The organism is Solibacillus sp. FSL K6-1523 (assembly GCF_038005225.1).
GTDB lineage: Bacteria > Bacillota > Bacilli > Bacillales_A > Planococcaceae > Solibacillus.
Genome location: NZ_JBBOSU010000001.1, coordinates 3015677 through 3030442 on the forward strand (window position 1 = coordinate 3015677; position 14766 = coordinate 3030442).

Consider the following 14766-nt stretch of genomic DNA (forward strand, 5'->3'; position numbering starts at 1 on the left):
TTTACAGAATCAAAAATCCATTGTTGTTTCATGTTAATGCGGGAAACTGAAGCAAATCTAGCTTAAAAACGCGAGCGAACTATCAGATTTTTATAACAATTTCCAAGCAGTCAATGATATGATAGAAACTGATGTTGAAATAGAAAGGCTCGTGAACTAAATGGAATTTAGACCTTGTATTGATTTACATGAAGGCAAAGTGAAACAAATCGTTGGAAGTACGCTTGGACATACCGATCAAGCGGTTATTGAAAATTTTACGTCAAAGCAGGATTCTAGTTATTATGCAACGTTATTTCAGCAAGACCAATTAACAGGCGGTCATGTCATTATGCTTGGACCTGGTAATGAACAAGCAGCCATTCGCGCGCTCAATGCCTATCCAAACGGCTTGCAAATTGGTGGCGGTATTACGGCGGACAATGCGCAGAAATATATTGACGCAGGCGCATCCCATGTCATCGTGACGTCATTTATTTTTCATGACGGTTTACTCGATATGCAGCGCTTACAGCAATTAGTTGACGTTGTTGGAAAAGAACGCATCGTCATTGATTTAAGTTGTAAGGAACGTGACGGAAAATGGTTTGTCGTTACAGATAAGTGGACAAAATTTAGCGACTTTGAAGTGAATGCGCACTCGATAAAAGAGATTGAAAACTACTGCGATGAGCTATTAATTCATGCGGTGGATGTAGAAGGCAAGCGCAATGGGATGCAAGAAAGTTTAGTGCGTGATTTAACACAGTGGACAACGATTCCTACAACGTATGCTGGCGGTGTCCGTTCTCTAGAGGATTTACAAAAATTCGAACAGCTCACAAACGGCAAACTGCATGTCACAATTGGCAGCGCATTGTCTATTTTTGGCGGAGATTTAGCGTATGATGAAGTTGTGAAGTATTGTCAAAAATGAATGCACGACAAATAAAAGAGCTTGTTGATTCCCTTACATCAACAAGCTCTTATTTTTTAGAGTTATCAAAACGGCTAGATAATCATTTCGATTCAACGATGATCGTCACGGGACCATCATTAATAAGTGCAACATCCATCATTGCGCCGAAAATACCTGTTTCGACTTGTAAACCATGCATTTTCAGTTGCTCATTAAAAGCAAGCCATAATACTTCAGCGGGTTCTGGTCTTGCTGCTTCAATAAAGCTCGGGCGTTTTCCTTTGCGAATGTCTGCATATAATGTGAATTGAGATACCGATAAAATTTCACCGCCCACTTCTAAGATCGAACGGTTCATTTTCCCTTCCTCATCTTCCCAAATACGCAAATCGGCAATTTTCTTCGCCACATACGCAACATCTTCTTCTGTATCGGTATGCGTAATGCCTACAAGTAACACATAACCTTTAGGAATAGCTCCTGTTACTGTTCCATCCACTGTAACCGATGCTTCTTTTGAACGTTGTAATACGACTCTCATCTTTAATAACCTTCAATCTTTTAGTTAATAACGCGTTGTACCGAATAAATATCCGGTAATTGCTTAATTTTTTCTACTACTTTATGAAGCCCTGATATATTGGAAATTGCTATCGTTAAGTGAATCGTCGCAATTTTATCCCGATCGGCACGTCCAGTTACAGCTAAAATATTCGTTTTTGCTTCACTTACCGCATGCATGACATCATTTAATACACCCGGACGATCAAATGCTGAAATTTCAATATCAACTGGATATTCTTTTCGAGTATTCGTTACTTCATTTTCCCACTCAACTTCAATGAGACGCTCTGCCATGCCATCCTCTTCAATATTCGGACAGTCTCCTCGATGGACCGAGACGCCGCGCCCTTTCGTAATAAAACCAACAATATCATCTCCTGGAACGGGTGTACAGCAACGCGAAAGGCGAATGAGTAAATTATCAATACCTTTTACAATAACACCCGATTCTGTCCGTTTATTAGGAGCAGGATTGTTCATGCTTTTCACGATTTTTTCAAGCGCTTCTTCTTGCTCACGTTCCTTACGCATCTTTTCAGCTAAGCGGTTGACAATTTGCTGTGCAGTAATGCCACCTACCCCAACGGCTGCATACAAGTCATCCTCATGGGTATAATTTAATTTTTCAATGACACGTTTAATATTTTCAGGCGTCAATACTTCCTTCACATCAAATTCCTGTGCTTTAATTTCTCTTTCAACCATTTCCTTGCCTTTAACGACACTTTCTTCACGCACATGCTTTTTAAAGAATTGCTTAATTTTATTTTTTGCTTGGGAGCTTTGTGCAATTTTAATCCAGTCTCGACTCGGACCAAATGATTGTTTCGATGTAAGCACTTCAATAATATCGCCCGTTTTTAACGGCGTATCAAGCGGTACCATCTTGCCATTTACTTTTGCACCAATTGTTTTATTCCCTACCTCTGAATGAACACGGTAGGCAAAGTCAATCGGCACAGAACCTGCTGGTAGCTCGATGACATCCCCTTTTGGTGAGAATACGTATACCATGTCCGAAAATAAATCGAATTTTAACGATTCCATAAATTCAGCTGCGTTTGATGATTCATTTTGGAATTCTAAAATTTCACGGAACCACGTCAGCTTTTGATCGATATTTTCAGCTTTTTGATCAAGCGTTTTGCCTTCTTTATATGCCCAGTGTGCTGCGATACCGAATTCTGCAATTTTATGCATTTCCTTCGTACGAATTTGTACTTCAAGCGGATCTCCATATGGACCAATTACAGTCGTATGCAATGATTGGTATAAATTTTGCTTTGGCATCGCAATATAATCTTTAAAGCGACCAGGCATTGGCTTCCATAATGTATGAATAATTCCGATTACCGCATAACAATCTTTAATGCTATCAACTAATATACGAACGGCAAATAAATCATAAATTTCATTGAATTGTTTTTTTTGCAACGTCATCTTTCGGTAAATGCTGTATAAATGCTTCGGTCTACCGTAAACATCCGCTTCGATTTCAACTTCTTTTAGCTGTGAATTAATTTCATCCATTACATTGTCTAAATAGGCTTCACGCTCATCACGCTTTTTCTTCATTAAGCTGACGATGCGGTAATATTGTTGCGGATTTAAATAACGTAATGCTGTATCTTCCAGCTCCCATTTAACTTTTGAAATCCCCAAACGATGAGCAAGCGGCGCAAAAATTTCGAGTGTTTCCTGCGAAATACGACGCTGTTTTTCGGCTGGCAAATGCTTTAACGTTCGCATATTATGCATACGGTCCGCTAATTTAATTAAAATGACGCGAATGTCCTGTGCCATTGCAACAAACATTTTTCGGTGATTTTCTGCCTGTTGTTCCTCTTTCGATAAATACTTAATTTTCCCTAGCTTCGTTACGCCATCGACAAGTTTCGCCACTTCTTCACTAAAGGCGTTCACTAAATCTGCGCGTGTTACTTCTGTGTCCTCAACAACATCATGTAAAAAACCTGCCGCTACCGTTTCTGGATCCATTTGAAGCTCAGCTAAAATGCCCGCTACTTGAACAGGATGTATAATATAAGGTTCCCCAGAGCTGCGGAACTGTTCTTTATGTGCTTCTTTTGCCACCTCGTACGCTTTTACAACAAAGGCAACATGTTCTTCATTCATATAGGATTTGGCGAGCTCGAAAACATCTTCGGGCGCCAATATTTGTTCTTTCGCCATTTTTTGTCCACCTTGTTCCATTTATTTTCACGTTTTCTTCATAATTGGTATAAATTCAATTGTATTAAATATAGGTAGCGTATGTAAAGGGAGTAGGTCATTTAGTTTTAGATAAACTTGAAATATGTGAAATATTCAACATAAAATGACATAAAGGGAGTATCACTGCTTTAGATGATAACTAACATTCTATACTAAAAACCCCGTTTCAAGCTTTTGCTAAAAACGGGGATGGAAATTAATATTGAATTAACGTTTTCATTGGGTAGTTTGCGATTTTTTCGCGCCCTTTTAACTCTTCAAGCTCAATTAAAAACGCGCAACCAACAACAACTCCACCTAATTGTTCAATCAATCGGATCGTTGCTTCTACCGTACCACCAGTTGCTAATAAATCATCACAAATCAATACTTTTTGACCTGGTTTTACAGCATCATGATGCATTGTTAACGTATCTGTTCCATATTCTAAACCATATTCCGCCGAAATTACTTCACGTGGTAATTTTCCTGGCTTACGAACCGGTGCAAATCCGATTTCAAGTGCATAGGCAACAGGGCAACCGATAATAAAACCGCGCGCCTCTGGACCTACGATAATTTCAGCGCCTACTTCTTTTGCATATTCAACAATTTGATCTGTTGCATATTTGTATGCTGGACCGTTATCCATAATCGTTGTAATATCTTTGAAGCTAATGCCTTCTTTCGGCCAGTTTTCTACAGTTGTCACAAATTGTTTTAAATCCATTTTTTTGTCCTCCTCAAGAACCCATTCGCTCATCAAACCATTGTTTTAACTCTATATACGTAGCATATAATAGCTTTTGCTCTAATTCAATTTGTTGTGAACGTATTTTATAGGACGGCGCTTCTGATAATGCCGTTTTTGGTGCATTTTCATTCACAGTCGTCAAACCATTCTCTATTGTAACAAATCTGAGTTCAAAAAACACTTTTGTCATAAATTTTATGACATCAACATTCAGCCCAATATGCTGTGATAGCGGCTGAATATGTGCTTTCAAATCGAATGACGGTCGTTTTTTCAAGAATGCATAATACCATTTAAAATGATCGCGCGTTGGCATGCCGTTAAAATATTGTGAATCGGCTGTATATAAATGAACGTAAATTCGTTCCACCGCAATCGTTTTCAATAACTTTTCTAATACGGTTGTCTGACTCGGTAAATCAAGCAACACGATATTCGGTGACAGTTCATGCAATGCGCTTTCTTCCGTAATCCATACAATCGACTTCGGAATTAACGGTTCAAAATGTGCTTTCGTTTGTTGTGAAAAGGCAATGAAGTCTGTTGTTTCAAGCGGTATTTTTGCTAACCAATTCGCCGTTTGACTTTTGCCACGAATATCGAATAATTGCCACTGACTCACTTGAACATCTTGAATCATAAATTGCGGCTTTTTATTGCCTTGCCACTCATTAATTTGTAAATCACCGACTAATGAAATCGGCACACCATACGAAATTTCATCATGTAAATGACCTTTACCAAAACCAATCGTATCAAGCGTTCCGTACGCATCTTCTAACTCCATTTTCAAGTGGTTTTCAGCAGAGCCAATTTTACGCATTGTTTTTACTTTCACACCTCGAATCGCAAAAAGTGGTTTTGTAAATTCTGTTCCAAATGGCGCGAGTCTACGAATATCTTCAATCGCCTCTACCGTAATTTCACTCAGTTCAATCGGCAAATCGATTTGTAAATTTTGAATGAGTTGCTCTTCTGTTAATACGGCCTTAGCTTGTACATTTAAACGCTCTCTCAGTTCATCGACTTTGTCCATTGGAAGCGTCATCCCAGCCGCCATTGGATGCCCACCAAAATGCGGTAAAATATCGCGATTTTTTGCAAGTTCATTAAACAAATGGAAGCCTTCGATACTTCGGCCGGAGCCTTTTGCCGTACCTTTTTCTCGGTCGAGTGATAAAACGATTGTAGGTCGATAATATTTTTCTACTATGCGCGATGCTACAATGCCGACAACACCTGGATTCCAACCTTCTTGCGCCACGACTAATACAAGATTATCCTTCATCATCGGGTTCGTTTCAATCATCGCAATCGCTTGCTCAGTCAGCTCTTCCACGATTTTTTTACGCTCTGTATTTTGATCATTCAGCTGCTTGGCTAGTTGGTTTGCCTGTTCCCGTTCCTCACTCATTAAAAAATGAACGCCTGGAGATGCATCGCCTAAACGACCAATCGCATTTAAGCGAGGACCAAAATAAAAGCCAACTGTTTCTTCATTAATTTCCCTTTGTACTGTACTACTTACTTCACAAAGTGCTGGTACCCAAGCATTTGGCGATTGCTGTAACGCCTTTAATCCACGTTGTACTAAATAACGATTTTCCCCAACAAGCGGTACTAAGTCCGCAATCGTACCAATCGCGACGTATTCGAATAAATGATCAGGTAACTCACCATATAAAGCGTGTGCTAATTTAAAGGCTACTCCAACACCGGCAAGTTCACCAAATGGATAATGCCCTGCTGGAATGCGCGGATGTACAATAATATCTGCTATTGGTAACTCATCCCCCGGCTCATGGTGATCCGTGACGATAACATCCATCCCAAGCTCTTTTGCGACACGAATCGCATCATTCCCGCTAATTCCATTATCGACCGTAATAATAAGCTGTACGCCCTTTTGATGCACTTCACGAAATAGCTCTTCGTTCGGTCCATAACCATGGATAAAACGATTCGGAATGATAAAATCAACATCCGCTCCTAAATCGAGCAGCACATTGAGTAAAACCGTTGTACTAGTAATACCATCCGCATCGTAATCTCCAAATACAACGATTTTCTCACCTTCATCAAGCGCTTGCTCAATCCGTGCAACCGCTTCTTCCATGCCCGCCATTAAAAATGGGTCATGGTATTGGCTATCATCTACTGTTAATAATTGCTGTGCTTGTTCAACAGATTCGCAGCCTTTTGCTAATAATATTTTTGAAGCAATTGTTGAAATATTTAATGCTTCACTCATTTTATTTACAGCCTGATCATCTGGCTCATTTACTGTCCAAACTTTTTTTGATTGAATCATTTTTTCACTTCCTCATGCAGTCCATTATACCGAAAAGCGCACTTGTTTTGAAAAGAATTATGTTAGGTAGATAAGGGGGGATATTTTTCACTTCATAGTTAACCTTAATCAAAGTTAAAAAGCCGCCCAAAAGTTCAAACATTCAAGCGACTTTTCAATTTTTAATTCGTTTAGTTCCTTCCAATCCCGATGTATTCCTTCGCATAAACCACAGTAATTTGATATTGATAATTATTCTTTTCATAAATAACACTACTTCCATCTATCCCTGCCTTCTTCCACCCATTTTTATAAATCACTAGCCTGTATTTCATAGGAATTGAAGTGCCTGTAGATGGTTCCCAATAGTAATTATTCGCATAATCGTTCGCTTCCTCTAATACTGCGTCATTTGGTATAGGGAAGGAATAGAAATCCTCTAATGCGCTATAATTATTATCCAAATTTCGATAATACACCGTACCGATCCCAATGAAAATAATAAGTATAATGAGTACTATTGTTAACTTTTTCATGTAATCATCTCCTTTTCTACTGTAATAATAACTCACAACGAATAATTTATGTGTTAAAATCCCCAATAATTGAGAGAGTGTTACATTTCCTCAAAAAATTGTAGTTTAAATGGAGGTTAAGTAGGGGAACCCCCATCCAGAAGATTTGAAATCACAATTAAAGCGCCCCATTGGTTTAATAAACACCTAATTAAGGAAATAAACTAAAGAGATTAAAATACCATTTGGATGCGAGGAGATGAGTGCTTTGAAAATGCAGTGGGTTTTAGTAATCGGACTTCTATTTGCTATTGCTGTAGCCATTTTTGCCACGGTCAATGTCACAGAAGTACCAATCAATTACGTGTTCGGCGAAGCAAGATGGCCGCTCGTTTTAGTCATTTTCGGTTCGGTATTCGCAGGGGTTATTATTAGCCTTTGTTTTTCACTTTTCCGTATTTTTAGTAGCCGTCAGCAAGTAAAAAGCATACAGAAAGAATTAGACGTGGCATGCTCAATTATCAATGAAAAGAAAAATGAAATTGTGCGCTTAAAAAAGGATTTAAACAAGCAAGCCGAAATCAGTTCAGGAAATGAAGCAGCAGGAGATCATCAAATGGATGCATCGATTAAATAGATTTAATTTTAATGCAAATTTCGCATTTCCCTATCTGATTCTTCAGTCTATCCGTCACATTTCAAATCCTATCCACCACATTTCGATTTCTATCCATTTTTCAGCTACATCCTCACAAAAAAACTAGCAAGAAGTCATCATCAACTTCTTGCTAGTCCTACTCTATTGATTATACTTGTGGCTCGTCTGAACCCCATTGTTTTTTCTCTTTTTTCACAACAGCAGTACCTTTTTTGTCCATCTCGCGCGCTTTTAATGTATACCATACTTGTGCTGCGATACAGATTGAAGAATACATACCTGTTAATAAACCGATTAATAATGCAATCGAGAAGTTTTGAATTGAAGGAGCACCTAAGAAAATAAGCGCTACAACAACGATAATAACAGTTAATACCGTATTGACTGAACGTCCCATCGTTTGACGAAGCGATTTGTTCACGATATTTGCCAACTCTGCTTTTGTAGAAATCTTTTCATGACGATCAATATTTTCACGGATACGGTCAAACGTTACGATCGTATCATTAATCGAATAACCGACAATCGTTAACACCGCCGCAATAAATGTAATGTCCACTTCTAAACGTAATACACTGAAAGCGACTACGATGAAGAATACGTCATGTAGTAATGAAATAATCGCACCAAGTCCCATGCGCCATTCAAAGCGAATTGCAACATAAATGATAATTCCTAATGCTGCGAATGCTAATGCTTTCATTGCATTTTTAGCAAGCTCCGTACCTACTGTAGGCGAAACGGTACTTAAACTTGGTTCTTGACCATACTTTTCCATCACTTGCGCTTTAAAATCAAGCACTTCTTGTTGACTAAAGTCTTCTTTATAACGTGTTACGGCAATATTTTGCGCATCACCAGAAATGACAATATCGCTATTAGCAAAACCAATTTCTTCTAGGTACTCTTCCACTTCTTGTTGCGATAATTTGCTATCCGCTCCAATTTCAACGCGTGTACCACCTGAGAAATCGATTCCTAAATTCAATTTGAAAACAGCTAAAATTCCGATACCTACCGCTAAAATGATTGTAGAAAGCATATAGAACTTTTTGCGATTGCCTACAAAGTCCAATTTATCGAACTTTGTTGTTAAATCAAGCGTTGTTACGCCATCTTCAATATTATGTTGCTGTGATTTTTTAATACCAAACCATGCCGGATTGTTGAAGTAGCCACTGTTTACAAGTAAGCCTTGTAACACACGTGAACCCCAAACAGCCGTTACGAATGATAGTAAAATCGAGATAATTAATGTTGTTGCGAAACCTTTTACTGAGCTTGTACCATAGAAGAATAATACTGCAGCTGCTAGTAAAGTTGTTAATTGCGCGTCAACAATCGCAGATAATGATTGCTTAGAGCCGAACCTAAAGGCATCCTTCACCGAATGGCCCACTCGTAACTCTTCACGAACACGTTCTGCAGTTAAAATATTCGCATCGACGGCCATACCAATACCTAATACGATCGCTGCGATACCTGGTAAAGTCAACACGGCATTAATTCCGTTAAAGACGATTAATACTAAATATGTGAATACCGCTAATGTAATAATCGAAATAAAACCTGGTAAGCGGTAGTACAGTAGCATGAAGGCAAAGATAATTAATACACCGATAATCCCAGCATATACTGTATGTTTTAACGCGTCCTCACCAAATTGTGCGCCGACTGATGTTGAGTAAATTTCTGTTAATTTAACTGGTAACGAACCTGCATTTAATACTGAAGCGAATTGTTTCGTTTCTTCAACTGTGAAGTTACCCGAAATCATTACATCTGTCGTATTTAATACTTGTGTTACAGATGCTGCAGATTGATATTTTTGATCTGCAGGTGGCTTTTGTGACTCGACTGCATATGAGTCGACACCTTCTTCAAAGTCTAACCAAACGACTAAAAGATTGCGTCCTGGACCCATATTTTTTACTTTTTCAGTCACTTCGGCAAATTTCGCTGCATCTTTTAATGTTAATGTAACGATTGGTTGGTTTTGTTGGTCAAACGAACCTTTTGCGCCGCCTTCTTTTAATTCTGTCCCATCAAGCAATAAATTATCATCTACGTCACGGAAAGTTAAATTCGCTGTACTTGATAATAGCTCACGTGCGGATGCTTGATCATCCATACCTGCAAGTTGCACACGAATGCGGTCTTCTCCTTCAACTGCAATGCTTGGCTCACTTACACCAAATTCATTGATTCGATGGTTTAATGCAGATGTTGTATCTGTTAAAACCTCTTGCGTTATTTTTTGCCCTTCAACAAGTGACTCTACCTCGTAAAGAACTTCGAACCCACCTTGTAGATCAAGCCCGAGTCTTACGTTATTTAAAACTTTTTCGACCGTTGTGCCCATTCCAGTAAATAGCAATGCTACAACAAGAACAAACGTAATAATACGGTTTGCTAATTTCATTTAAAAATCCTCCTCATTTTCGCGCACATGCATGCACGATGGAAAAGCAAATGCACCTTCCAAAAACTATGTACCTACTACCTCATCGCTTTTTGAAAAGAATAATTCCATTACTTCAAAAAGCATAACAATATCATTATGAAACAGGATGAGTTACCTGTCAAATTATCACGAAATAATTCTATATTATTTTTATCCTCATTGTTCTGAATCGTTTGGTGGCTTTAAATGAAATAAATGATTCATTTCTTCAGCTGGAATTTGAAGTTGAAATGTATCTTCTTTTAAACCTTTCACTTGTGCATAACTAATTAATTCTGATGAAGTAACTGTAAATATAGTAGCTACTACTTCATGCAATCTCAATTCATTAATATCTTTTTTTCGCCACTTTTTTTCAATACAATAATTCCATAAATCTTCTTTCGTAATGGCATCGTACCCGAAATATTGAAATTCCTCCATTTTATTATTTATAACAATCTGAACTTCTTTATATAAACTTTCATACGGAATTGCCATTATTGTCACTCCTCGTTCAAAGTTTTAACTACCGTTGTTCATGCATATAGATATTGTATATGAATCAATTTAAAATGAGAAGGGATAAGATAATTGGGCTCATTCATGAAAGGGACATTCTTTCTAATGTTCGTTATTTTAATTTCGAAGCTGTTTGGCTTTGTTTACAGAATGCAATTTATGCGGATTGCGGGTGAAGAAGCAGTCGGTTTATATATGACTTCCTACCCTACCTTCATCTTCTTTATATCGCTCATTCAACTAGGTATTCCGATTGCCGTTACAAAAATCGTTGCTGAGTATTATGCAAAAAATAAAGACGAGCATATTCAATCTGTCATGAAAACGGCTATTAAAATTTCGTTTATTTCCATCCTTATTTTCTTCCCAATCGTTGCATTTAGCATTCCTTTTATCGCAAAAACACTCTTACATAACGAAGATATCGTTTTTACACTTTATATTGGACTTTGCACGATTCCTATTGTCATTTTTTCAAGTTTAATAAAAGCTTATTTACAAGGAATTACGAAAATCGCACCGACAGCTTGGGCACAATTACTTGAACAAGGTGTCCGAATTGCACTCATCGTATTATTACTCCCACTATTTGTGACACCTGATGCCCCTGCAAGAACCGCTGCAGTTGCAATGGCTATAACTGGGCTTGGCGAAGTATTTTCCTTCTTATTTTTAGCCTTTTATTATTGGAAATCAAAACGTCAAATGAAAAATCAAACGACACGAAAATATCCGGCGAATCCCATCTTTAGAATTGCACTTCCTTCTGCAGGGAGTAAATTATTTGGAACATTCACTTGGTTTTTAGAACCGATTATTTTCTTAAAAGCTTTGGCCGTCTCAGGAATAACTGCTTCCGCAGCGACGACGTTATACGGTATTATTTCAGGCGTGCATATTCCGTTACTATTGTTTCCTGCCTTCATTCCAAGTGCACTCGCCATCGTATTAATTCCGGCGGTTAGTGGTGCCCTTGCAAAGCAAAATTGGAAGTTAGTCAATTTGCGTATTGCAATGTCACTCCGGCTATCCTCACTCATTGGTTGCCTTGCAGCTACGTATTTTTTTCTACATGGGGATGAATTGGCTGTTCAATTGTTTCACCTCGAAGAAAACCGAGGTTATATGAAAATTTTAGCACCTATTTTTTATTTTTATTATATTCAAAGCCCTCTTCATGCTATTTTACAAGCGGCAGATGAGGCGCGTGCTGCCATGATGAATTCCATTTATGGTGGGGTCGGTAAGCTCTTTCTATTATTTATTTTAGCTTCCCAACAAACGATACAGGAGCGCGGTGCCATTATCGCAATCGGTTTTGGTGTCCTCATTACATCTTTTTTACACATCGCTTCTATTCGCCAACATAAAAAGATTGCGATTGGTTTTCAAATATTTTTAGTGCCATATGCGTTATTTATTTTAACTTGTTTCATTCAGCCAATTTTTGCACAAGGGTTACCCCTACTAGAGTCTAGCTTAATGACCATCGCAATTATCGTCGGACTATTGTTACTCACAAGACAAGTTCGCTTAGATGATTTAAAATATATTCGTTCAATTTTTTCGCGCTCGTAATTGCACAAACAATTTTTCATTTTCGTAGCTACAATAAAAAATTTCCTTCATATTTGTATAACCAAGCACCATCAATTCATGCACAAGCCATTCTTCATCCTTATTGATCAGTCTCAAATGCCTTTTGTCGATATAACCGTCCATTACAAGGGGCATAATTAATGGTGGGTCGTCTTTTTTGTAAATCGATAATTTTCCCGACTGTTCTAAAAATGCATACGCAACTTCTTGAACTGAGCCGACACCTTGCTCTCGTAGTTGCTGCAACAGATCGTCCAAATTGTAGCGTTGCTTTTTCATTTCAATTTCAACAATCCAACCATCCCGGATTACCATGGACGGATCGCCTTCTATAAAATCTCGTAAACGTTTATTTTTTAAAAGGAACAGTGAATTCACATACTGAATTACAAATAGGATACCAATCGGTAAGATGTCTTTAATAAACGGATTATGTATATCTGCGAGTGCCAGCGCTGCGACCTCAGCTATTAATACAAAAATCGCAAAATCCACTATACTTAATTCGCCTATTTCTCGTTTACCCATCAAACGAAAAACTAGGAGCATAATAAAATATAACGTGACAGTTTTACCTATAATTAACATATAATCATTCATCGAAAACACCTCTTTTTACAGTTAAGCGTTTGCTATTTTGCCTTTTCCTATACAAAAAAGCTTGCGGAAAATTAATTTCCGCAAGCTTTTTATGGCTGAATTAAAATTGATTATTTGGCATTTGTCGTCTACTAATTAAAGTAGACAGCTTCTACGTAAAGCCAATTAAACTGCTTCAACGCGTCCAATTGCTTGACGCTCAAATTTTAAACGTGTGTTATCATCTACTTTTAAATATACAACTGTATCTTCAATCGCATCGACTTCACCGTGTAATCCACCAACTGTTACAACGCGATCGCCGCGCTTCAAATCGTTTTGCATTGCTACCGTCGCTTTTTGACGCTTTTGTGCTGGACGAATTAAAATAAACCACATTGCTACGAACATGATAATAATCGGTGCAAATTGTAATATGCCTTCCATGTATCTTTTCCCCCCTTCTCTATCTCACTTACTTAGTATAGTATAAAACTGCTATTTTTTGCGCTAAAAAACTCTAAAATTTCATTAAAAAGGTAGAGTATTTCAAGTTTTAGACGAATTATTAGAAGTTTTTAGCATTCGGTTTGTTATAACCGTATTTTTCGAAAAATTCTTCTTTAAAATCACCAAGACGATCTTCTCGAATTGCTTGGCGTACATCTTCCATTAATTTAATCAAGAAGCGTAAGTTATGATAAGACGTTAAACGTAGGCCAAATGTTTCTTCTGTACGTATTAAATGACGTACATAGGCACGTGTATAGTTTTTACAAGTGTAGCAATCACAGTTTTCATCGATTGGCGTGAAATCTTTTGCATATTTTGCATTTTTAATGACCATGCGCCCTTCTGAAGTCATTAACGTACCATTACGTGCAATACGAGTTGGTAACACACAGTCAAACATATCGATTCCGCGCATCGCACCGTCAATAAGTGAATCCGGAGAACCTACGCCCATTAAATAACGTGGCTTGTCTGCTGGCATAAGTGGTGCTGTAAAGTCTAATACGCGATTCATAATATCTTTTGGCTCACCTACTGAAAGACCACCAATCGCATAACCAGGGAAATCCATCTCAACTAGTGCCTCTGCTGAACGTTTACGTAACTCTTCAAATTCTCCACCTTGGATAATCCCAAATAAACCTTGCTCATCTGAACGTTGATGCGCATCTTTACAACGCTGTGCCCAACGTGTCGTACGATCTACAGATGCTAGCATATAGTCATATGTGGCAGGAAATGGTGGACATTCATCAAATGCCATCATAATATCCGAGCCAAGGTCATTTTGAATTTCCATCGCTTTTTCGGGAGATAAAAACAGCTTGTCCCCATTTAAATGATTGCGGAAATGAACGCCTTCTTCTTCAATTTTACGGAACTTGCTCAGTGAGAATACTTGGAAGCCACCTGAATCCGTTAAAATTGGACGATCCCAGTTCATGAATTTATGCAATCCGCCTGCTTCCTTCACAACATCATTTCCTGGACGTAACCATAAATGATATGTGTTCGATAGGATGATACCTGCATCCATTTCTTTTAATTCTTCAGGGCTCATCGCTTTTACTGTTGCTTGAGTTCCTACTGGCATGAATGTTGGTGTTTCAAATGAACCATGTGGTGTATGGACGATCCCAAGACGCGCTCCTGTTTGCGCGCATGTTTTAATTAATTCATAACGAATTGGTGGTTGTGATTGTGTCATTGTAAATTTA

General features: G+C 38.1%; 13 protein-coding genes. 3 read left to right on the forward strand and 10 right to left on the reverse strand.

What is annotated here, in order from left to right; all coding sequences use genetic code 11:
* The first annotated feature begins 160 nt into the window (after nucleotides 1-160).
* Entirely contained in the window at nucleotides 161-916 is a 756-nt protein-coding gene (gene hisA, locus MHI10_RS14580) for a phosphoribosylformimino-5-aminoimidazole carboxamide ribotide isomerase (protein WP_340786625.1), read from the forward strand.
* A gap of 82 nt (nucleotides 917-998) precedes the next feature.
* Here the strand turns inward: hisA and dtd are convergent, their stop codons facing one another.
* From dtd to MHI10_RS14605, 5 genes are all read right to left on the reverse strand, one after another.
* Nucleotides 999-1439, reverse strand: a complete 441-nt coding sequence (gene dtd / locus MHI10_RS14585) for a D-aminoacyl-tRNA deacylase (protein ID WP_340786627.1) — start codon at nucleotides 1437-1439, stop codon at nucleotides 999-1001.
* Nucleotides 1440-1459: 20 nt separating this feature from the next.
* A complete protein-coding gene (locus MHI10_RS14590; protein ID WP_340786630.1) occupies nucleotides 1460-3655 on the reverse strand; it encodes a RelA/SpoT family protein in 2196 nt (731 codons plus the stop codon).
* A 238-nt stretch (nucleotides 3656-3893) separates the two neighbouring features.
* The gene (locus tag MHI10_RS14595; RefSeq protein ID WP_340786631.1) at nucleotides 3894-4406 is read right to left on the reverse strand and encodes an adenine phosphoribosyltransferase; all 513 of its coding nucleotides are present in this window, start codon (nucleotides 4404-4406) and stop codon (nucleotides 3894-3896) included.
* A 13-nt stretch (nucleotides 4407-4419) separates the two neighbouring features.
* Nucleotides 4420-6741 (reverse strand): single-stranded-DNA-specific exonuclease RecJ, encoded by a 2322-nt coding sequence (recJ, locus tag MHI10_RS14600; protein WP_340786634.1) that lies wholly within the window; start codon nucleotides 6739-6741, stop codon nucleotides 4420-4422.
* Between the two features lie 170 nt (nucleotides 6742-6911).
* Nucleotides 6912-7256 (reverse strand): hypothetical protein, encoded by a 345-nt coding sequence (locus tag MHI10_RS14605; RefSeq protein ID WP_340786636.1) that lies wholly within the window; start codon nucleotides 7254-7256, stop codon nucleotides 6912-6914.
* A 253-nt stretch (nucleotides 7257-7509) separates the two neighbouring features.
* Here MHI10_RS14605 and MHI10_RS14610 point away from each other — a divergent pair, with 253 nt between their 5' ends.
* Nucleotides 7510-7872, forward strand: a complete 363-nt coding sequence (locus tag MHI10_RS14610; protein ID WP_340789252.1) for a LapA family protein — start codon at nucleotides 7510-7512, stop codon at nucleotides 7870-7872.
* Between the two features lie 169 nt (nucleotides 7873-8041).
* Here the strand turns inward: MHI10_RS14610 and secDF are convergent, their stop codons facing one another.
* Both secDF and MHI10_RS14620 read right to left on the reverse strand, forming a co-directional pair.
* A complete protein-coding gene (secDF, locus tag MHI10_RS14615; RefSeq protein WP_340786637.1) occupies nucleotides 8042-10315 on the reverse strand; it encodes a protein translocase subunit SecDF in 2274 nt (757 codons plus the stop codon).
* Nucleotides 10316-10513: 198 nt separating this feature from the next.
* Nucleotides 10514-10837: a post-transcriptional regulator gene (locus tag MHI10_RS14620; RefSeq protein WP_340786639.1), complete on the reverse strand. Its 324-nt coding sequence runs from the start codon at nucleotides 10835-10837 to the stop codon at nucleotides 10514-10516.
* 126 nt (nucleotides 10838-10963) lie between these two features.
* Between MHI10_RS14620 and MHI10_RS14625 the strand changes: the two genes are divergently transcribed.
* Nucleotides 10964-12436, forward strand: coding sequence for a putative polysaccharide biosynthesis protein (locus MHI10_RS14625; RefSeq protein WP_445683189.1), 1473 nt, complete (start codon nucleotides 10964-10966; stop codon nucleotides 12434-12436).
* Here MHI10_RS14625 and MHI10_RS14630 read toward each other — a convergent pair.
* The 3 genes from MHI10_RS14630 to tgt all read right to left on the reverse strand — a co-directional run bounded on the left by MHI10_RS14630 (nucleotide 12416) and on the right by tgt (nucleotide 14756).
* Nucleotides 12416-13057: a DUF421 domain-containing protein gene (locus MHI10_RS14630; RefSeq protein WP_340786643.1), complete on the reverse strand. Its 642-nt coding sequence runs from the start codon at nucleotides 13055-13057 to the stop codon at nucleotides 12416-12418. The genes MHI10_RS14625 and MHI10_RS14630 overlap by 21 nt on opposite strands.
* Before the next feature lie 165 nt (nucleotides 13058-13222).
* Nucleotides 13223-13483 (reverse strand): preprotein translocase subunit YajC, encoded by a 261-nt coding sequence (gene yajC / locus MHI10_RS14635; protein ID WP_340786645.1) that lies wholly within the window; start codon nucleotides 13481-13483, stop codon nucleotides 13223-13225.
* A gap of 121 nt (nucleotides 13484-13604) precedes the next feature.
* The gene (gene tgt / locus MHI10_RS14640) at nucleotides 13605-14756 is read right to left on the reverse strand and encodes a tRNA guanosine(34) transglycosylase Tgt (protein ID WP_340786646.1); all 1152 of its coding nucleotides are present in this window, start codon (nucleotides 14754-14756) and stop codon (nucleotides 13605-13607) included.
* Between the last annotated feature and the right edge of the window lie 10 nt (nucleotides 14757-14766).